This window comes from Hazenella coriacea (assembly GCF_004341825.1).
GTDB classification, from domain to species: domain Bacteria; phylum Bacillota; class Bacilli; order Thermoactinomycetales; family Thermoactinomycetaceae; genus Hazenella; species Hazenella coriacea.
In genome coordinates, this window is sequence record NZ_SMAG01000006.1 from 37,988 (window position 1) to 59,667 (window position 21,680).

The 21,680-nt window shown below is 37.7% G+C and carries 19 protein-coding genes; 11 read left to right on the plus strand and 8 right to left on the minus strand.

What is annotated here, in order from left to right; genetic code table 11:
- The first annotated feature begins 26 nt into the window (after positions 1-26).
- The 7 genes from EDD58_RS10825 to EDD58_RS10850 all read left to right on the plus strand — a co-directional run bounded on the left by EDD58_RS10825 (position 27) and on the right by EDD58_RS10850 (position 5,499).
- Positions 27-1,124, plus strand: coding sequence for a GerAB/ArcD/ProY family transporter (locus EDD58_RS10825; RefSeq protein ID WP_131925477.1), 1,098 nt, complete (start codon positions 27-29; stop codon positions 1,122-1,124).
- Positions 1,111-2,577 (plus strand): spore germination protein GerXA, encoded by a 1,467-nt coding sequence (gene gerXA / locus EDD58_RS10830; RefSeq protein WP_131925479.1) that lies wholly within the window; start codon positions 1,111-1,113, stop codon positions 2,575-2,577. Before EDD58_RS10825 ends, gerXA begins: the two co-directional genes overlap by 14 nt.
- 6 nt (positions 2,578-2,583) lie before the next feature.
- Positions 2,584-3,726, plus strand: coding sequence for a spore germination protein GerXC (gene gerXC / locus EDD58_RS10835; RefSeq protein WP_131925481.1), 1,143 nt, complete (start codon positions 2,584-2,586; stop codon positions 3,724-3,726).
- A gap of 170 nt (positions 3,727-3,896) precedes the next feature.
- Entirely contained in the window at positions 3,897-4,091 is a 195-nt protein-coding gene (locus EDD58_RS10840; protein ID WP_131925483.1) for a hypothetical protein, read from the plus strand.
- Entirely contained in the window at positions 4,078-4,215 is a 138-nt protein-coding gene (locus EDD58_RS14910) for a hypothetical protein (RefSeq protein WP_165875941.1), read from the plus strand. The genes EDD58_RS10840 and EDD58_RS14910 overlap by 14 nt, the downstream gene beginning before the upstream one ends.
- 40 nt (positions 4,216-4,255) lie before the next feature.
- Complete coding sequence (locus EDD58_RS10845) at positions 4,256-4,888, plus strand: Crp/Fnr family transcriptional regulator (protein ID WP_131925485.1); 633 nt, start codon at positions 4,256-4,258, stop codon at positions 4,886-4,888.
- Positions 4,889-5,010: 122 nt separating this feature from the next.
- Positions 5,011-5,499, plus strand: coding sequence for an OsmC family protein (locus EDD58_RS10850; RefSeq protein ID WP_131925487.1), 489 nt, complete (start codon positions 5,011-5,013; stop codon positions 5,497-5,499).
- A 60-nt stretch (positions 5,500-5,559) separates the two neighbouring features.
- Here the strand turns inward: EDD58_RS10850 and EDD58_RS10855 are convergent, their stop codons facing one another.
- The 5 genes from EDD58_RS10855 to EDD58_RS10875 form a co-directional block, all read right to left on the minus strand.
- Positions 5,560-7,086: a class I adenylate-forming enzyme family protein gene (locus tag EDD58_RS10855; RefSeq protein ID WP_131925489.1), complete on the minus strand. Its 1,527-nt coding sequence runs from the start codon at positions 7,084-7,086 to the stop codon at positions 5,560-5,562.
- 258 nt (positions 7,087-7,344) lie between these two features.
- Positions 7,345-8,874 carry a class I adenylate-forming enzyme family protein gene (locus EDD58_RS10860; RefSeq protein WP_165875942.1) on the minus strand — a complete coding sequence of 510 codons (1,530 nt, stop codon included), beginning with the start codon at positions 8,872-8,874 and terminating at the stop codon, positions 7,345-7,347.
- A gap of 294 nt (positions 8,875-9,168) precedes the next feature.
- A complete protein-coding gene (locus EDD58_RS10865) occupies positions 9,169-12,933 on the minus strand; it encodes an AAA domain-containing protein (RefSeq protein ID WP_165875943.1) in 3,765 nt (1,254 codons plus the stop codon).
- A 103-nt stretch (positions 12,934-13,036) separates the two neighbouring features.
- Positions 13,037-13,525 (minus strand): endonuclease domain-containing protein, encoded by a 489-nt coding sequence (locus EDD58_RS10870; RefSeq protein ID WP_131925495.1) that lies wholly within the window; start codon positions 13,523-13,525, stop codon positions 13,037-13,039.
- A 57-nt stretch (positions 13,526-13,582) separates the two neighbouring features.
- On the minus strand, positions 13,583-14,440 hold the full coding sequence (locus EDD58_RS10875; protein WP_131925497.1) for a hypothetical protein: 858 nt from the start codon (positions 14,438-14,440) through the stop codon (positions 13,583-13,585).
- Positions 14,441-14,941: 501 nt separating this feature from the next.
- Between EDD58_RS10875 and EDD58_RS10880 the strand changes: the two genes are divergently transcribed.
- Entirely contained in the window at positions 14,942-16,078 is a 1,137-nt protein-coding gene (locus tag EDD58_RS10880) for a HEAT repeat domain-containing protein (RefSeq protein ID WP_131925499.1), read from the plus strand.
- Positions 16,079-16,352: 274 nt separating this feature from the next.
- Here the strand turns inward: EDD58_RS10880 and EDD58_RS10885 are convergent, their stop codons facing one another.
- Both EDD58_RS10885 and EDD58_RS10890 read right to left on the minus strand, forming a co-directional pair.
- The gene (locus EDD58_RS10885; RefSeq protein WP_131925501.1) at positions 16,353-16,871 is read right to left on the minus strand and encodes a hypothetical protein; all 519 of its coding nucleotides are present in this window, start codon (positions 16,869-16,871) and stop codon (positions 16,353-16,355) included.
- A 257-nt stretch (positions 16,872-17,128) separates the two neighbouring features.
- Positions 17,129-18,361 (minus strand): MDR family MFS transporter, encoded by a 1,233-nt coding sequence (locus EDD58_RS10890; protein WP_131925503.1) that lies wholly within the window; start codon positions 18,359-18,361, stop codon positions 17,129-17,131.
- 132 nt (positions 18,362-18,493) lie between these two features.
- Between EDD58_RS10890 and EDD58_RS10895 the strand changes: the two genes are divergently transcribed.
- From EDD58_RS10895 to EDD58_RS10905, 3 genes are all read left to right on the plus strand, one after another.
- Entirely contained in the window at positions 18,494-20,221 is a 1,728-nt protein-coding gene (locus EDD58_RS10895; RefSeq protein ID WP_131925505.1) for an SgrR family transcriptional regulator, read from the plus strand.
- Between the two features lie 72 nt (positions 20,222-20,293).
- Positions 20,294-20,605, plus strand: coding sequence for an alpha-helical endospore appendage domain-containing protein (locus tag EDD58_RS10900; RefSeq protein ID WP_131925507.1), 312 nt, complete (start codon positions 20,294-20,296; stop codon positions 20,603-20,605).
- Positions 20,606-20,624: 19 nt separating this feature from the next.
- Complete coding sequence (locus EDD58_RS10905) at positions 20,625-21,077, plus strand: hypothetical protein (protein WP_131925509.1); 453 nt, start codon at positions 20,625-20,627, stop codon at positions 21,075-21,077.
- A 101-nt stretch (positions 21,078-21,178) separates the two neighbouring features.
- On the opposite strand, the gene EDD58_RS10910 is transcribed toward EDD58_RS10905, so the two are convergent.
- On the minus strand, positions 21,179-21,670 hold the full coding sequence (locus tag EDD58_RS10910) for an alpha-helical endospore appendage domain-containing protein (RefSeq protein WP_207903296.1): 492 nt from the start codon (positions 21,668-21,670) through the stop codon (positions 21,179-21,181).
- Between the last annotated feature and the right edge of the window lie 10 nt (positions 21,671-21,680).

Below are 21,680 nucleotides of genomic sequence, written 5' to 3' on the forward strand. Positions count from 1 at the left end.
GACTTTAAAAGCAAAGAGGGATTCACATGAAAAAACAATCAATCTCTTTTCTTCAATTCACCATAATTACATTTACTGTCATCGGTCTAATGAACCATGTGATTATCATCCCTCTCTTATTAGAAACAACCAAGCGTGACTCATGGCTCTCTGTCCTAATTGCTGGTGTACTTCTACTTTTATGGATTCCAATTCTATATATCACAAACAAAAAAATGAAAGGTCAAAAGTTACTTCCTTGGCTAAAAAAACACTATGGAGGATTTGTTGCATACCCACTTATTGCTGTGATTATTGTGTTTGTATTCTCCATAGCTGTAATCACCCTCAAAGAAACACTTACTTTTTTATCCTTTTATTTACCTGAGACTCCCATGCTTGTATTAGGATTTTTTTTATTGTTGATTTGTTTTATAAATGCACATGGTGGAATCCATTCGATCGCCTATACTTTAGGAATTTTACTTCCATTCGTGTTTGTATTAGGTTTTTTTGTCGCCTTTGCAAACTTCCCACATAAGGATTACAGCTTCCTTAAACCGATTCTTGAAAATGGATGGGATCTTACATTCAATGGCTTAATCTATCCAGCCGCTGGCTTTATCGAACTGATCCTATTCCTTATGATCCAACATCATATTCGCACACCTGTTAAGTTTTTTCCTCTTTTCTTCATTGGGCTTGGAATCGTAGGGCTTACAGTAGGTCCCACCATCGGGGCGATCATAGAATTTGGTCCATTTGTTGCAGCTAAGCAACGGTTTCCAGCATTTGAGGAGTGGAGACTTGTCATTATTGGGCGATACATCGAACATTTAGACTTTCTTTCTGTCTATCAGTGGCTAGTTGGCGCTTTCGGAAGAATTTCACTGGCATTATTCGTGATTCCTGATCTATTTCAAATTCAAAGAGTAAAGATTCGTGACCGCTGGATTATGGTGCTAGCAATACTCACTTTAATCGCATCTACATTACCAATCAGTGATGTTACCGTTCATTGGTTTTTAGCGAGAATCTTGTTGCCATCTTCACTGATCGCCATGCTTACGATCTCCATCATCTTAGCCATATTAAGCCTCATTGCTAGTAAAAAGAAAGGAGGACAAAACTATGATATTTCGTAAACGTCATAAACCCGCAGTGATTGATGAACATACCTGTAAGACTTGGTTTGAAGGTTGCCATGATGTCAAAATTGAAAAGCAAACCATTGGAAAGGAAGAAACCATTACCTTATTACTTATTTATTGTACGAGCTTAATCAATACGGAAGAGCTAAGAAAAACGATTCTCCCTCATTTTTCTGAAAGGTTAAACCCCGATTTTTCGGGTGATCCCAAAGAGATTCAAGCTAGAATTATGTATCCAATCACACCAATCAGTAGCGAAAATTTACAAAAAACAATCGTAGAGAAAGTCTTTGAAGGTGGACTGATCATCGTCTTCCCTAATCACCTCGTATACACCCTAGATATTTCTAACCTACCTAAAAGATCTGTGGAAACACAAATTACAGAAGTGTCGGTTAGGGGAGCTCGAGATGGTTTTATCGAGGAAATCGATACAAATATTGGGCTGATTCGAAAACGCTTAAAGACCGATTCTTTAAGCTGTGAAGAGTTTGTCATTGGTAAAAGAACTAAAACACGTGTGGGACTATTGTATCTCAAAGATGTGGTTGCTGATGATACGATTAATGATGTTCGGGCACGAATTCGAGAAATTAAGGTAGACGGGGTTGTCTCTAATACACAAATCGAAGAGCTCATCACAGATAATCAATATAGTATTTTTCCGTTAGTGGAGTATACGGGGCGTCCTGATTTTGCCACCAATTGTTTACTTCATGGTCGTTTTATCATTTTAGTGGAAGGTTCCCCAACAGTGACGATTGGCCCAGTCAGTTTACCATTTTTCGTAAACAATGCTGAAGATCAACATACTCTATTTTTTACTGCCAGTTTTGAACGACTATTACGATATTTAGGATTTGCAATCGCCATCCTTTTACCTGGCTTTTGGATCGCTCTACTCTCCTTTCATCCAGATCAGATTCCCTATACATTATTAGCCACCGTCTCTTTATCAAGACAAGGGGTTCCTTTTCCTGCCCCTCTCGAAGGGCTATTCATGATCACCGTATTTGAATTACTTCGTGAAGCTGGATTGCGGTTACCCTCGGCATTTGGTCAAACACTCTCTGTGGTGGGCGGATTAATCATTGGTCAAGCAGCCATTAGTTCTGGAGTTACTTCACCAGGTACTATTGTTGCGATTGCTATTTCTGTTGTATCTACTTTTATTTTAGTGAACCAATCTTTAACAGGTACAGTGAGTGTCCTTCGCTACTTTGTATTTCTCCTTTCTTCTACATTCGGGATTATTGGGTTTATCGGTTCCATTTTTATAATCCTTACCTACGTGGTTAATTTACGTTCCTTTGGTCTATATTATCTTACTCCATACGCTCCTCCAGTAGCGGGAAGTATCATATCTGCCACCGTTCGAAAGCGTTTTAAAAATTTAAAAAAGAGACCCAAAGAGCTCGGACTCCGAGACCGGACTCGGAAGGAGTAGACCTACATGCATGTAATTCGAAAAGTATGGGCTTCTTTTTTCATTATGATCTGTTTAACTGGTTGTTGGGATATTAGGGAAACAGAACACATCTTATATGTGAACACTTTGGGGATCGATTACCAAGATAACCAATTCATTATCTATGCACAAATTATTAATTTTGCCAATATCGCTAAACAAGAAGGAGGAGCCACCCGTGAAAAACAAGATCTGTTTGTAGGTAAAGGAAGAGGTGAAAATATATACGAAGCCGCTTTTGACTTATATCGAGTTTCACCACAAAAACTATCCTGGGAACATATTAAAAGCATTGTTCTTTCTGAAAATGTATTGAAAGATAACCGCTTAGAAAAGTTTGAAGAATTTTATGCTCGTTTCTTTCAATTTAGAAATACTGTATGGATCTTTGGGACTAAAGACAACATGGAAGATATACTAGCAACTAATTCGATCCTTAATCTCCCCCCTGTCTACTCGATTATTAATGACCCTGAAGATATTTTAAAGCAATCTTCCATCGCTTTTCCCCAACAACTTTATCGATTTCGAGCTAACTTGTACGAGCCCGCAATGAACACTTATCTCCCTTTTCTTACTGTAATAAAAAAGGATTGGAAAGCAGATCATAAGGATTTTGAGATCTTAGCTTTCGATGGTGCTGGCTTTGTCACTTTCAAGTCCTATAAAGGATATTTATCACAAGAAGATCTTATAGGGTATCCGTGGACACAAGAAAAAACAAGTCGTGGCTCCCTTACTTTAAAAGTTAAAGACAAACAAGTTGGAGCCGTTGTACTACAAGATCCAAAAATAGACATTAAACCAGTGAAAAAGAATGGGAAAGTTACATTTCAATTAAAAGCTCGATTCGAGGGAGTCTCTAATTATCTAACAAAATTATATTCTAAAGATATTTTGGAACAACTCACAGAAAGCACTGTCAAATCTCAAATCATGCACACCTATAAAAAAGGGATCGAAAAAGGGATTGATGTGTATCATTTATCACAAGTCCTATACCGAGATCAAAATGACGAGTGGAAAAAGCTGAATCAGAACGGAATTGTTCCACTCGATGATCAATCACTAGAAGTGAATGTAAATATTAGAATCAAAGCGGGAGGTCGTGAAGAGTTACTTAATTGATCACAATAACCCAATCCTAGGTTCATCGGCTCCATAGGATTGGGTTATTTCACTGAAACTGAATATAGACATTTTTTACAATTATGATTATCCTTATTATAAGAACTATTTTTATTGTAAATAAAAACAATTTAGCTCCACCCACTACTACTTTCGCATGGAGGATGATCATGGATAATAATCTACTTATATTAGTATGTATGATTACATTCATCATCATTTTTGCGTTTCTACCTAAGGGGAAGAAACGTCGCAGAAAACGGTCTAGCTATAGTGAAAGCTCTAGTTACGATAACGATTATGACTATGGAGACAGTTGCGGTGGAGACAGCAGTGGAGGAGATAGTGGTGGTGGTGGAGATTAAAGCACCTGAGTCAGGTGCTTTTCTTTTTGCTTACAAATGGAGTCACTTAGAGGTTCATTATACTAAATTTCCCATGATGATTCTTAATTCCACAGGATTTCCCTTCACCTTTATCATCGATTAATTTACAATTCATAAGGACAGATTAAAAATGAGGTGAAGCTATGGATTCCAATACCCCCCTATCTTTCTTCCCCGCTCCCATCGTTCACAACTGGCTTCATCATAAGCCACGAAAGAGTCTAAAAAAAGGGGAATATATTATGTCCCCTACAGACGAGAAAAGAGTCTATCTTCTCACTGAGGGTACAGCACAACTCTTTCATATCCACCCTGATGGAAAAGAATGCGTGATCGACCTTTTAAAACCAGGCGAGGCTATTGGTTTATTGGAGATATTTTCTGAACGAGAAGCAAAACGATTTGCTCGAGCACTCACACCAGTAGAAGTGATCCCCTTGCTAACCACAGAAGTAAAACAAGTCATCACTGATCATCCATCACTTGCCTTCCAACTACTTCACTATGTCACAGAACAGCTGGAAGAAACCATCGATATTTTAGAGCAAGTTGCTTATGGAAAGGTTGAAGAAAGACTTTTATTTTTATTGTATAAACTCACTTCTACGGCAGAATCTAAAGAGGGTTACTCCCTTTTACCAGACTATTTAACCCATCGTGATCTAGCGGGGATGATCGCCTCAACCCGTGAAACAGTTACTTTTATTATGAATAAGTGGCTCCATGAAGGAGTCATCATGGAAAAAGAACATCGCCTCTGGATTAAAAAGAATTAAGTATGTAGTCCTGCTTACATCTTCTAGTTCTATAGGTTGGTACACTGGGGTTACATTAAAAAGATTGCTACAAAAAGTTATGTAATGATGCGGCAATCTCCAATCCTAATGAGGTGATATAAATGAATGGTATTGCTCTAGAAAATGCACAACAAACTGCACAAGCAATTCAACAAAATCCAGATCTCAAAATGAGAGACTGGGCTGCAGAAGTGACTTGGAAAGGTGGAGTGAAAAACGAAATTAAAATTCGTGATTTTGCTCCCTTCATCACTGACGAACCTCAGCCACTTGGTGGATTTGATGAAGCCCCCAACCCAGTTGAATATTTAATCGGGGCGGCAGCAAGTTGTTTTGCTATTACTTTTGAAGTGTTAGCTAGTCAAGCTGGGATTACACTTGAAGATGTAAAAGTGAATATCACAGCCGACCTTAATGCCGCTGTTTTCCTTGGCATTGAAGAGGGTGAAGGTGGAATCTTGAACCCAACGATCAAAATCTCCGCTAAAACATCTGCTTCTCAAAAAGAAGTAGAAGAAATCGCTAAAGTAGCGGTCGGAAAATCGCCTGTTATTTCAAGTCTAAAAACAACAATCAAATTAGACATTTAACATTCAAAAGGGCGAGGTCTCTATTTTCGAGACCTCGCCCTAAACATTCCTCAAATATCCTTAATGATTAATTTCCTGTTCTTCCATTGCCATTTTTCTTAAAGTTGGCTTTACGACTTTACCTAAACTATTCTTAGGCAGTTCATCGATAAAGATTACTTCAGTCACTTTATATGTAGCTAATCGCTGCCCACAATGTTCCATAATATCTTGTTCTGTAAGATCGGAATCTTCTTTTTTGACCACATAGGCCCGTGGCATTTCTCCCCAAATTTCATGAGGAACTCCAATCAAAGCAACTTCAAGTACACCTTCTAATTGCCGAATCACTTCTTCTACTTGAGCAGGATAGATATTTGCACCACCACAAATAATAACATCCTTATATCGATCCATCACATAGACAAAACCTTCTTCGTCTATTTTTCCTGCATCCCCTGTAAACACCCATCCTTCTTTAATCGTTGATTGGGTAGCCTCAGAATTATTCCAATAACCAAGGCATACTTGAGGGCCTTTAAAAGTAATTTCGCCAACTTCTCCAGTCGGAACCTCTTGCAACGTATCAGGATTTACTATTTTCACTTTTCCCTGTAGTTGTTTTTTTCCAACAGAATGACATTTCTCTAATCCCATATTGGATTTCCAAAAAGTAATGGCACCTGAACATTCCGTACATCCATATACTTGTACAATCGGAAAACCTAAAGCATCATATTGCCTAATCAACTTTTCGGGAACGGTTGAACCACCACAAATAAAAATCCTAATGGAGTCAAGATCTTTTTCTCCTGACATGATTTGCGGAAGCATATAGATTAAAAGAGTCGGAACTGTCATCAAGCAAGTCACTCTCTCTCTTTCAATCGCATCTAAAATATCAGGAGGGTTCGCATGACTGAGAGTAATCATTGTCTTCCCAAAATAAATACAGTTAAAAATGGAAAGAATTCCACTGATATGAAATAATGGAGTGACTGCAAGATAGCGATCCCCATAATGATAATCGATCGCATTCCCACTAGACTCGCCGGCCGTATACAAATTACGATGACTACATAAGACGCCTTTGGGTTTTCCCGTCGTCCCAGAGGTATACATGATGATGGCCGCATCATCCCCGTCAACAGATCGACCTGGATCATGTGTAGGCTTATTCACTAACAGGCCTTCAAAGGATGGATGTGTTTCTGAGCCTACTGCAACTTTAATCATTGTTGCAACAAAACTTAATTGATCCAAAGAAGGGATATTTTGAGTAAATTCATCATCGTAAAAAATCATCTTAGGCTTGCTATCTTGAATAAGATAATAAATTTCCTCTGTGGTTTGACGACAGTTAATTGGAACTGCAATTGCTCCAACCTTAACAATCGCCATAAAAATAACAGGAAAAGCATGGTGGTTTTTACACAGAAATGCTACCCGATCTCCTTTAGCAATATTTTTTTCTATTAGATAATGGGCAAGCTGGTTCACACGTTCATTATATTCCTTATATGTATATCTTTTCCCACCACCTACTAACGCTTCTAAACGAGCAGAGAAGTCTGCACGATAATTCAGCACCTCACCTAATGTATTCATTCTTTCGAATCCCTCCAGCCGATGATTAATCTTTAAAAAGGTTAAAACTATGTAGTTATGTGTATGTTTTTAAATCTGATAAAAACTATTCTATATAAATAGTAAAAAACCTTTATATGTTTTTATATTTAGCCATCTAATAACAAACAAACTTTCACTTTAGTTAGGATTCAAAGGGAAAGTTTGTTTGTTAATATACCATTCAGATTTATTATAATATTTTTAAAAACAATTTCTATTTTCAAGCTTCTATGTATTTTACTGCTCTGTGGTTAATTCTATTTCTTTGATTGCCTCTTCTCTTAAAACTCTTTTAAGTACTTTTCCAAAGCTATTTTTAGGTAATTGATCAACAAAAACGACTTCTGTAAGCTTATAATGCGCTATTTTTTCTTGTGTCTTTACTAAAATATCTTCGACCGAGATCGATGCATCTGGCTTTCTAATCACATAAGCTCTGGGTAGCTCACCCCAAATTTTATGCGGAATCCCTACTAATGCAACTTCGGCTACTCCATCAATCTGACGAATCACTTCTTCTACTTGTGCAGGATAAATATTTTCGCCCCCGCAGATGATCAAATCCTTATATCGATCCAACACATGAAGAAAACCATCTTCATCCAACTTCCCTGCATCACCCGTTAAAAGCCAGCCATTCCGTAATACTTTTTGAGTCTCCTCTGGCTTATTCCAATAACCCTTGAAAATTTGTGGACCATGATAACCAATCTCTCCAACTTCGCCTGCGAGTACTTCTTGACCCGTATTAGGGTTAAAAATCTTAATCTCTCCAGGGAAAACCGGTTTTCCAACTGTATGACATTTATGAATGCCCATCCGAGGAGTCCAGTAACAAAAAGCTCCCGTTCCTTCAGTTTGCCCATAAGCTTGGTAAATCGAAAAACCAAACGAATCATACTGTCGAATCAAGGTCTCAGGAAGCTTCGTTCCACCACAAACGAAACTTTTAAATGAATGATAGTTTCGATCACTTTTTAATAGTTCGGGCAACATATAAATCAATAAATGAGGAACTGACATCATATATGTAACATTTTCTGCTTCAATCAAATCCCATAACTCTACAGGATCAAAGTTAGAGGTAGGAATAATCGTCATCCCATAAAGAAGCATACACGCAAGAATCAGTCCACTGATATGAAAAAAAGGTGTAGGTAGCATATAACGTGCACCATAGTGAAACTCCAAAGCCAAACCATTAGCAATGGCTGTCGCATATAAGTTCTTATGTGTACATACAACCCCTTTGGGATGACCTGATGTCCCTGAGGTATAGATGATCAACGTTTCATCCTCTTCAGCTACCGAAACTAATGGCTCTGTCATTGGACGATTAAGCAATAAGGCTTCAAAAGAAGGGTGCGTATTCACTCCTCGCCCTACTTTGATCATCGTGGAAACAAAATACCATTCACTCGATGATGCCAACAGTTGCTCATATTCTTCATCATAAAAGATCACTTTTGGCTTACTATCTTTAATAATATAATCCAATTCATGTGGAGTAAGTCTCCAGTTTAAAGGCACAGCAATTGCTCCTATTTTAGCAGCTGCCAACAAAATCGTTGGAAAGGGATGATTATTTTTACATAAAATCCCCACACGATCTCCCTTTTTAATATTGGCGGCTAATAAATAATGAGCCAACTGATTCACTCTTTCATCAAACTGCTGATATGTATACCTTTGTCCTCCTGCCACAATTGCTTCTAGACTCGGGGAAAAGTAAGCACGGTGCCTCAGCATTTGTCCAAGTGTAGCCATTAGAAAACATCCCACCTCCATAAAAATACAAAATCATTTGAAACACACCTACATCGCAAAACATTCTATCAATTAGAATTACATTCAATTTTATTCTTCATTTAAACCAAAAAAACCTTCTTATATTTAAAATTGTTCATTATTAAATGGGCAATTATGTTAATTATATATATTTATCTACACCCTCTCTGGCTTGAGAAGATGTAGATCCAAGGTTAATAAATAAATTTCTAAAATATTTACTGTTTTATTTGATTTGGATGGTGTCACTCTTGTGGAACATGGGCATGAACATTATTGGTTAAAGATTTTCACCTTTTCCATATGTTCCTCTTTTAATAACATCTCTTTGATGATCCGGTCAATTCTTTCAATCTCCGTGCTAGGATTCCTCCACCAGTTACGGCTCCAAATTCGTTGAATCTTCCACCCTCTCGTTTCTAGAAACTCTTGTCGATACAAATCACGTTCTTTGGCAAAGGGCGAACTATGGTAAGAGGATCCATCACATTCAATTCCCAAGATATAGTGTGTCGGTTCCTTGGGATGCACGATGCCAAGGTCAATTCGATAACCGGACACTCCAATCTGTGTATCTACTTGATATCCAATTTCCCGTAATGCTTCGCACACCTCCACCTCAAATGGTGAATCAAATTGATCTCGATTCGTTTGCTTTTTTGTCTCCATCTGGGGGTTGATCCGTTCTAGTACCGAACTTACTTGATTTTTGTTACCTTCAGAGACCGCTTTCACATACTCAAGATAGTGACGGAATAACTTGGGTCCATCATGCTTGCTTCCAGCCACATTTAGTTCAGCTGGTTCAATACTGGCAACTACATATATTTCTTCTTTTGCCCTTGTAATCGCTACGTTTAAACGATTTTCTCCCCCTTGTTTATTTAACAACCCAAATCGGTTATAGATTCTTCCTTGCTCATTAGGAGCATAGCCCACAGAAAAGATAATGACATCTCGTTCATCCCCTTGCACATTCTCAATATTTTTTACAAAAATTCGTTGATCCATCTCTCGTTTCATCGTCTCTTCATATATTGCTGAAAAATGGGGATCATCTTTTGCTTTTTGCTCAATCATTTGCCAAATGACATCTTGTTGTTTGGAGTTAAAGGTAATAATTCCTACTGTCTGATGCGGTTTTTGTTCTAACTGTTGTTGAAGTAGATTGACAACAGCGATTGCTTCTCGCTCATTACATTGATTCACCCAACGCCCATCCACCTTCATCCACTGGATTGCAGGGATGGATGAGTCTGAAAAAACGTTGGGTGCCACCTGCATCAAGCCATTATAAAAGGCATGATTGGAGAAGTGGATCAGCTCTTCTGACTTAGAGCGATAATGATACTGAAGCATTCGTACCGGATAGGTGCGCTTAGCCAAGTTAAGTAAGCTACGAGACTCTTCCATTTCAAAATCTTCATCTTCTTCGTCTTCATCATATAAAGAGACTCTAAACTGTTCAAAAGGGGGCAATTGCTTTTCATCTCCCGCGATCACCACTTGCTTACCTCGAAAAACGGCAGGTAATCCACTTTCAACCGTACATTGTGAAGCCTCGTCAAAGATAACAAGATCAAATAGCCCTGGAGAAAGCGGAAAGATCGAAGAAACCGTTTCTGGAGATGCCAACCATACTGGTAAAACTTCCAGTAAACCTTTTTCTGCATAAGATTTAACAAGCCTTCGAACTGGCCAAATCTGCCGTTGCTTCCCTGTCTGATGTCGTAACTCGCGAAAAGCTTTAACGTTGGTCTGTCGGGAGTGATTAATATTTTTAAGAATTCGGTTCTCTAATACTTGTAGGGCTAATGTCCGTTTATCAGCGAGTAATTTTCCAAAGTCGTAGCGAATCTGTTCGAACTCATCTGTTGATACTTTACTTAAAACTGGATGCTTTCTTTCAATCTCATCAATCCAATAGGTATAGAATGATTGACGGACAATTTCTACCCAATACTCAGATACTTGAGATGAACATGGAATCTCTTTCTCCTGTAACCGTTGAATCATCTTTTGCACCTGTGGAGAGGCCTCCAAATAACAACGATCCATCGACCTTAGATCATCAAAATCATGAGCGATGGCTTCGCGAATTTGCAAAATCGCCCGATCAGGGACCTTCCCTTCAGACAACTCTTTTCGAATTTGATTGAAATAAGTGTCATCTAAAATTCGTGCTAAAAATTGCAGATGTTGATCTAGTTTAGAAGTAAGCTTGGCAATCTCATACATTGTCCGCAAACTCTCTTTAATCATTGGCCATTCACTGGAAGAAGTTCCTTTAAACTTTTGTCCATGCAATAATTCTTCGATAATCCCCTTACCTGTAAATGACGTCCACCACCAAAGCCGCAATTTTTGCAGTGTCTTCTTCTCGCTTGGATCAAGATCATCATAAACTTTTGCAAGCCGATCACTAACTAACCATAGATAGGCTGGTGTTATTTTCTCATGATCTAATTGATTCAATTGTTCAACGGCTTGCTTCGCCTTTTGTAAAGCTAACTCTAATTGTTCAATAATCATGGTTTGATCCTTTAATTCCAAATTCGCCAACGACTTCCTCCGTTTAAGGACATAACCATCTTTACCAAAACGTTGATAATATGAACCATAAAGTGAAATAGTAGCCAGTAGATCATCCAAGTGATCCCTGTGTATAGAAGAAGCTAAATCAGAAATAGAAATCGTTTGAACCACATCATCTCGCTTCTTAGCCCGACCATAGAGTTCAAACGCACTAAAACCAAATGACTGTCTCTCATGTAACCCTTGATAGATTCGATCCAGCTTCTGCTCGCGATCTTCAATCCGTTTACACAAGTGTTGGAACGAAGATTCCAGCTCTTGAATTGGAAGCGTAGTATCTGGGATTTGGTGATTCACCTGACGATATAAAGCCTTACGATCTTGTTTTTCATCATGAATCAAGGCGACATAAGGACTTAAACCTAAAGAATCTAGCCTTTGAACCACAACATCTAAGGCAGCCCTTTTTTGACAAACAACTAATATCTTCTTCCCTTTCGCTAAAGCATCCGTGATTAAATTAACGATCACTTGGGATTTCCCTGTACCTGGAGGACCATGAACAACCAAACCGTTTATGGACTGGGTCATCTGGAGAATTAATTCTTGCGAATAATCGGAAGGTAAAAGATAGAACTGCTCCTCTTCCTGAACAGTAGATCTTTTCACCCACTCTAGATCTGAATCCGGCATCGGATCATGCTGACTTTCTTCATTGAATGTAATTAACTCTTGAATCAATGGTAATTCTTGATCTTTTACATAATTCATTAACTCATCATAGTCACTGATCAACGCTGAGTTACCTTGTGGAAAACTACCTAAGATCGCAAAAGGCTTTAAAGTTAGCGGGGCATCTTGGGGGATCGTATCTCTTTTATAGTGTTTGAGTGGCTGTATATTTTCTTCTGTATAGGTAACTTCTATATGGTTCTGATGCAGCCAGTCAGCCCATGAAGATAATGGAGTCTGATCCATCTTCTTTAACTGTTCAAGATCTTCAAAAAGACTTTCATCAATCGTGGATTGATGGAACTTTTTTAATGCCAAAAATAAGGTTCGGTTTAAATGAGGTTCCGCATCAGGAAACAGTTCGATATGAAAATCATTCCGTTGATGACGTACAAGACGAACTGGATACAAAAATAATGGAGCTTGAATAAATGAGCCATCCCTTAAGTTGCCTGTCAGAAATGGATATCCCAGATATAAATCATACAAACCTGTTTCCTCTTCAATTGCCTTCATCGTCCGATACAGATAGGTTAAACTCTGTTCGCAGGCTTGTTGCTTCTGATCTGTAGCTACTGATGTTAAACGAATTTTATTCCTCCCCGAAATCACACTTTCTAAGATTTTGGGAGCATGTGAAGTCTCTTCATCTTGGTCCAATTGTGTTAAATCAAAAGACCATTTGCTTGAAATCCGAAGCAAACGGAGAGAACGATTTCTTCGACTTAAATCACTTAATCGATCTTTAAGACGCAATAACTTTTGCTCCATCATCGCTCACCTTATGAAATTATTTTATTATATAGCATATTATAGAATTATGAATTATTATACCCAATTCTAATAGTTATTTCTCTTTTAATCTTACAAAAACTTACCGTATTCCTGGATACCTCATCCAAAGAAAAATCGTCCAAGGCGTCCTACCTGTTGCAATATAAATAACCTTCATACACCACCAAAGTTTAAAATTGATTTCCCGACCTGTAAATCGAAAGACATGCCAACCTTCACTTTCTAAGTGCTTATCTTTTCTTCGATCTCTAGCTTTATCTTTGGGCTTGCTATGCCATCGATGACCATCGCATTCAATCGCGATGCGGTATTTAGGAATAGCCAAGTCAATTCGATATCTCCCCGATGGAACCTGACACACAATATCGTACCCAGCAGCCTTTAAAGCGTAAAACATACGCCTTTCGATAAATGACTCTGTTTTCAACAGCTCCTGATTCCAACGTGGCAACCGGAACTGTGAAATCTGTTCAAATAGGCTACCAAGTATAAAAAAAGGCAGCCAGATTCTCTTTCTCTTAAATGAAACTCGTTTATTTCCTTTTTTCACCTTCGTCTGTGTAATCATCGTAATCACTCCTAAACTCTCATCTGTTTATTTTACTTCATACTAGGCATATAAAATTTAATGAATGGAATCTCCTATTTTTGCCTCTTTATGAAAAGCATGAGCAATTGTGAATAGATGACCAAGGAGTGTAACTGGCATATTGGCCATAACCGCCCATCGATAACTATCAACGACCTTTTTATCTTCCCTATGTAACCAATTATGTTCTCCATAATAAGTATAAACAATCAATGGGATCTCTTGATTATTGCGCTTTAATAGATCTACTATAACTGTTACTTGAGGATCAACGATCCCTTCATCGTCATTGCTCCCCCCTTTTCCCAAATAATGATAAATCAATATATCGAATGAATCTTGCTCTAATTTTTTCTTTAACTCTTCGATATTTAAATTTATAGATTCAATATGGTTAATCCCTCTTTGTCGAATAGCCTTTAACTCAAACTCTCCCATTTCTTTTAATTGATCATCGGTTCCGATGACTAAGATTCGTGACTTTTGGTACATGCACTCGCGTTCAGACATTCTTATTAGAGCATCTACTTTTTCTATGTGGTCTTTTAATTGTTCTTCTAAAAACCTACTTATTTGTTGATCTGCTATTCCTATTTTTTTATCCATTTTCTTTTGAAGATTCGTTTCAGCTTCTCCAAACTCTTTTTCTAATTTCGTTATACTCTCTTTAATTTCACCATCCAATTTACTTATATCTTCCTTCAATTCCTTTTTTGATTGTCCAAAAAAATAAATTAGTATAAACCCCAAAACTGCAATGAGCACCGAAGGAAGAGTTGTAAGAATTGTTAAGTATCTATCAAAAGTACTTTGAAACGACTCTCTCTCTTTTTGCACTGATTCACGAAAATTTTTGGTTTCATCTTTTAAAAACTCAAGCTGATCTTCTTTCACCTTTAATTGATTTACATCTTTTTGTATAGACTCAATCTTCTCATCAACCGTCGGCTCTGCTGCATCTACCCAAGACAAAGGAATCAGAGTCAAACAGATCAAAAATGCCCCAACCCACATGAAACGAAAAATCCATCTCCAAATCAACCATTATTTCCCCTTTCTTTTTTTAGATTAACTTAAAACCAACAAGACCCAACCACTCAAAATTCAAGCTTATTCATCCATATTTTTAACTAAGATCTTGTTTATATTACCTGTATTTTAATAATACCAATAATTATTATAACAAGGAATATTGTGTTGATATGACACAAACTATACATATGATTTGAAAGGTTCCATTCTTGTTTTACGATTTTCCATCATTGACATCTCCTTAAGTGAGTACTTAATATTGGGAATACTGGGTTGTCACTAAATTCTCCTTTATATCGACCCATTGGGTTGAAGCATACCCATGTCCATGGGTCGAAACGAATAAACTAAGGGAGGTAAGAAATGTTAGAGAGATTAGACCAGATCAATTGGAAATGTTTAGCCCATGCCTATGGATCTGCGGAAGATGTCCCTGATCTAATATGGGGCTTAACTTCAGCAAAGGAAAATGTTCGTCATAGTGCTTGGTCAGGATTATATAGTAGCATTTTGTATGAAGAGGGGGTTTGTGAAGCTGCGACTCTTGCAGTTCCATTTTTAATTGAACTCATAGAAAGCGAATCTGTTCCAGACCGACATCGTATATTGATCTATCTCGTCGACTTAGCGAATGCTACATGTTATCTTGAAGAATCTTTTGAAGAAGATGATTGGGATGAGGATTTCTATCCTGAAGGGATCCAGTTAAATAAAGAAAAAGATTGGGTAAAAGAAACACGCTCAGCAGTCCAAAAGGGGCTACCCATTTATACGAAGTTATTACATTCTCCAAAGCCAATGATCCGAAGTGCAGCAGCATATGTATTAGGGAACATTGGTGTACAACCCACTGAAGCTATAAGATTTTTACGCGTTTTATTGCAAACGGAACAAGATCCACTTGTTCAAGCAAGTATCTTATTAAGCCTAAACCATTTAAAAGATAATCATCCAGAGACGATTAGTTTCATGAATGCTTCTATTCAAACAGGTACCTCTTCTCTTATTAGCATTGTAGCCACCTTGGCCCTTTTGCGGATCAACTCAAATCATTCAAAAGCGATCCAACTATTAGTTGATACATTAAACCATCCAGATAAAAAATTGATGGATTTATATCAACAACTTCCTCCATATAAACACTGGTTAATTAGAGATATTTTCCTATGTTTCAGAGATCTACCTAAACACCAGACTAGGCCTTACATACCAGATTTAATTGCTATTTTCCAAAGAAGTAAAGAAGGATACTTAAGTCTCGCTTGGATTTTATTATCTATCGTTTTTAATACACAGAAAACAACCCTTAATAAGAATGATTTAACCAAAGAACAAATTTTCGTTTTACAGGCGATTGCGGAATTTGATTCACTTTGGAAGGATGGTGGTTGTCAAGAAATTAAACGTTTTCTAGAGATGAAGGGATTGCCTTATTTTTATAACCAGGAAGAGTTAAAGAATTATCTATTAAAGATCACCTTCAATGAGATTCAAACATAATAAAAGCAGGTACTCATCGAGCACCTGCTTTTATCGAAGAACGGGACGATTAAAGTTATTCCAAAAAGATAACATACGTCCGTGAGTTGTTACCTGTAACCTTGTGACCTGTGAATCGTCATCTGTTTTCAAAACTCTAAGGAGAAGTTTCAATGGCCCTGATACGCTCAGGTATGCGGTGTCCACAATTCCTCTGGACTATAGAATGAATTCTACAGTCTTGGTAAACAAAGAAAAGGTGACATTTTCTTTGTTTACCGAGACCGTAGAGGTCTCATTCACCTAAATAAAATGTAGCTGGTGGAAAATCAAACGTGACCTTATGATTTTGTGCCTCGATCAATGATGAAAGGCGGTTTACTTTCCGCTCCCATTTCTTAGCCTTTTCCCGATAAAGATCCGGATCATACAGGGCATATTCCACCATGACAACATCACCGTAATGAGGAGAGTAATCTTGTTTTTTCCGAGCAGCAAGTTCTTTCAAATCACGTAGTTCACCACGCATTTGTTTTGCCAACTCAATCGCTTCCATAATGGTAATCGGTTGCTGATCCCACTCAAAAGTATGCTGTATATTAGCTTTAGCCATTTCAATATCTAATTTCCGAAAGTGGGTACGAACTTCATTCATTTCTGCTGTTAAGGCCTCAACAGTACGATTTGGTTTCTCATATTTTTCCCCTTGGGGTACAGAAACAACAGCAATTTCAGAACGTTCATTGATCAGCTCTTGAATTCGGCGTGAGATAACACTACGTAGGGCTACTGCTTCTGCTAATGAAATTTGCATGTATAAACCACCTCAATATGAAAACGAGAATCCCGTGTGCGACAAGGGTTCTCGAAATAATCAATGAAGTTTCTGTGAGTAACAACATGATTATCTCCAGGTTTTAAAATAACTACAATCATCAAAACAATTAAATATTACTATATTGTGAAATGGTTGTCCAGAAGTTTGTAACCATTAGAATTGAGAAAATGGTACTTGGATTCGTGTAAATTAGCACCATTATACACTCTGCGAAGAAGTCTCGAGCTTCTCCTTCACCTCTTTTTTAGAATTCCTAATCGTGAACATGTAATTCCTACAAGAACTAATAACATATATAACAAGCTCATCCCGATTCCGCCGATCCACTCCCCAATAATAATTCCGAGGGCCCCGAACATTTTTCCCATTCCAAAAACCATTCCATTAAACGCCATGTATGCCCCTCTTCGTGAATCATCCACAATATCCGCTAGAATCGATTGCCGTGTAGGTACATATAGAAGTTCGCCAACCGATAAAACAATGACAGCCACCCACAAACCAACATAATCATTGGAAAACGCCAAGAAGGCATAGCCTAATCCAAATAAAATAAAGCCTATATACATAATCGGTTGCTCAGGTCGATGGCGAATCCATTTAGCGACTAAAGCAGTAAATAAAACAATGATAATCGTATTTCCTACTGTTAATAAACTTAACAATTTCACACCATCAACCATGAACTGTAAGTCGCCCCACAGCGTAAACACCTTTGGAATAATTTCCTGTTCTAATCGAACTGAAATAAAGTGATTCCGTTGAAACTCAATCGCTAAAATCGCAACTCCACCTAATGTAAACCAAACAAAAGATGAATCTCGAATTACAGTCCGATAGCTTTGAAACAATGGTTTTAGTCCATAAGCTCTTTCATTATTGGTTGATTTTTTGGGAGTATACGTTTCTTGGATCAAAGCAATCGTCATCCATAAAGTGAACAATGACATTAAAAGTAAAGAGATTAATAGTTCAAAAAAATGTGTTTGGAAAAACCAACCACCGACCATTAAACCAAGCATTATTGATAAGTTGACTGCCCAATAGTTAATCGCATACATAAATGCCCTTGTCTCTTTGGTACTGACATCGATCAACATCGCCTCGGCAGCTGGATTGACTAGTCCTGAGGAGATATTCATAATGACTAACATAAAAAAAGTGGTCCATGCGGAAGTCCACCATGGGGAGTTAGCTACCAACATACCTATAAAAGCAAAGACCGTCATCCATCCTCCCCAAACCATCATCTTTTTTCGTCCCAATAGGTCAGCTAAAAAGCCTCCATATAGACTGGAGACAAATTGCACAACAACGACAATCATTAGCAAGATTCCAGCCCAAGTCGCATTGATTTCTTTGGTAAAATAAATCGCCATAAATGGGAAAATCATCGAGCCAACCACTCGACTTAAAAATGAGGTAATAATACGTATTCGAATATTTGGGTGTAATTCTCTAAACATCTTATAGATCCTCCTCTATCTACTTTTTATGAGGAAACAAATTCTAGATCTATAAACGATTGTGCCGTATTCAAAAGGGGATAAAAAGGGTACAATCTTGATAGAACTGTCCCCTTTTAAGGAGGGAATATCTTGAAAGACTTATCTTATTTTCAAATGAGAGCCTACCTATTTCCGAGAGAAGAGCAACAAACAGCTTCATTTCGACTAGAAGAACTTGAATCCGTCTGGTTTTGTACACGGAAAAATGTGAAACGGAAGATCAAAAAGTATGTAGAGGAAGGAAAATGTATCTATCAACCGGGGAAAGGTCGGGGCAATGCCTCATGTCTTACTTTTACTAACTCTTTTCAAAACGAAGTGGAAAAAGAAGTACGGGAAAATATTGAACAAGATCAATTGGATCATCTCATTCAGTTATTACAACTATCAATTCCTCGATCGTGGATCGCAGATATCTCTAAAGAAGTACAAGCCTTATTTGGTCTTCAATCTCATCAGTCATCCAAAGATGTGTTACGGACAATCTTCAACAGAGAGATTTCCACGATTGATCCCCTGTACAGTTCCGTAGCCTTTGAAAGCCACTTGATTCGACAATTGGGTGATTCCTTAGTTACTTATGATGAAGAGAAAGATCAAATCCTACCACATCTCGCCCATCATTGGAATGGGGATAAACAAGGGTTGACTTGGACCTTTTATCTCAGAAAAGGCGTTCGCTTCCACCATCAAGGAATCCTAACAAGTGAAGATGTTCGCTACACCTATCAACGCTTTCAATCCACCTCTTCTCCCCTTCATTGGCTGGTCAAAGATATTCGTGCCATAGATTGTCCTTCTCCTTATGTAATTCAGTTCCATCTTCACAAGCGCAATCCATTTTTTCTTCGCTATGTCAGTTCGATCAACTTAGCGATTTTGCCACGGGATGTCCCCTTTGATGAATACCAATGGATTGGCACGGGTCCTTTCCAATTGAAAGAACGGACAGATACTAAGTTGGTGTTAGAAGCATTTGACTCCTATTTTTCAGAACGTCCCTTTCTCGATAAAATTGAGTTTTGGCGAGTCCCCGTAGAAGCGGCTCGAATCATGACTTATCAACTGGAAGGAAAAGAGTGGAGTGAAACCCCTCCACCGATCCGAGAAGTAGAAAATGGTTTTCGCTTTCTTGCCTTCAACTTTCGAAAGCCTTCCATTGTACAGAATCGTCACTTTCGTGAAGCTCTCTATCATCTATTGGATCTAAAGAAAATGTGGAAGGACTTAGGAAGAAAAAATTTAATAGAAGCGACTTCTTTTTACCCCACACAATCAAAAGTGGTAGTGAAAGATCCTACATTGGTAGAAACCTTTTTGTGTAACTCTGGCTATCAAGGTGAAACCCTTACTCTTTATGCACTTGATTACCTTCGTGCAGTCGAGGAAGCAGAATGGTTTAGAAAAGAAGCAGAAAAATTTGGTATTCGTCTAAAACTTGTTCATTTTAACTTTGATCGCTATTATCAACTAGATCTGGATCAAGATGCGGATCTAGTATTTTTGGGAGAAGTAGCTTCCACAGATATTCATTTATCTTTTTTAAGTGCTTTTTATAATGAAGCTCTGATATTTCGTAGATTTCTTGCTCCTGAACATCTACAAATCATTGAACATTGGTTGAAAAAGTTCAAACATGAACCTCAAAAACAAAAAAGAGAACATTGGATCAGCCAAGTGGAAAGTTTTTTGAGAGATGATTATCTCATTCTTTTTAAACATCATCCGATTAAGACGCGAATCTTCCACCCGATGATCCAAAACATTCATTTTGAATCATTTGGACATGTTGATTTTCGGAAATTGTGGATCGAGTAGACTGTCACTCCTATCTAGGCTCCTGCATAGGATGAATACATAGTAATGTGGGCGGAAAGGAGACAAATCTATATGAGCATGCATAAAATTCCGGAAAAAGATTGGAACATTGATTTTCCTGAGTCAATGATCCAAATTATACAATCTGTAGCTCTTGAAGAGATTGCCTTGGCTCATCTGATAAACGCTGAAGCAGACAAAATCAAAGCTTTTGTGGGAAGAAACTTTAATTTCCCTACTCATCCCTCCAGTAAAGAAGTGGTTCATTTTAACCGAAGCATAGGGCAATTGATAGACACAGTCTTGATGAAAGAATGGCTTCTCCTTAAAAAGCTAGAAACAGTACTTCGAGTCAAAGAGCATGGAGAGTTCGAAGAAGAGTAGTGAAAGTGAGGGAATGGAAATGCTTAACACTAATCATAACAATGTTCCACAACTATTAAGTCATTCATTCAGATCCACTGAAGCTGCTATCTTCAAGTACATTCATGCTGTATTTTTACTCACCCTTGCCCTCAAAAAAAGAGGGATTGAATCCTGTGATGGATTTGATCAATACGAATCAGACCTATTTTCGCTACTAAACACCGTTTCGGAAATTGAAAAGCTCCTTTTAAGACACCTTCACCTGTATCATCTCTATTTAACGACTGATGAATTTGCGGAATTTAAAAATGAAATCATTCATTACTCCAAAGATCATGAAGCCAAGAAAAAGGTTAACTATTATACTTCATCAATCATGAAGTTATGCTATGGAAAAAACTATACAAAACAGATGGATTTTCAAGCTGAAAATATATTAAACGATTTAACCAAGTTTTTTGAGCTAAAAAGAAGCTTAATCAAACTATAAAAATAAAGTAAAAATCCTGTCATGAAAACATGACGGGATTGATTTTAGGCAAAACGCTTAGCTTACATGAAAATGATTCATTAAATGAATTACATCAAATGCTATAATAAATTCTCTTCATTAATTGATTCCTCAAGTTCTCTTTTTTCATCCAAATCTTTTTCTAAGTCTTTTTCAAATTCTTCCTCCTCTTTGCTTAGTCCAATGAGTTCAATCACCTCTGATAATTTAAATTGCAGAATGATTTCCTTTTTCACCACTGTGCGAAGTACCTTTTCTACACTTCTATTAATTTTCAGCAAATCTTTGATACTCGGACACGGAATTTCTTTAAAACAAGAACAGTTATCTTTATCCGGGAAACAATCATGATGGTGATGACGGTGATGGTGTTCATGACGATCTTGTTCATGGTCATGATGGTGACGGTGACAATGTAAAGTGCCAACAGTAAATTGAATTTTTTCAGCCTCTGCATTAATAATATGTGCTAAGCCTAATTCTTCGGCTGCAATGGAGGCTAGCAGTAAATTAATCGCTTCTTTTCGTCCAAGATTTTTGGGAACGAGACCCTTGAAGCTTGGCATAGACATGTATACCCCT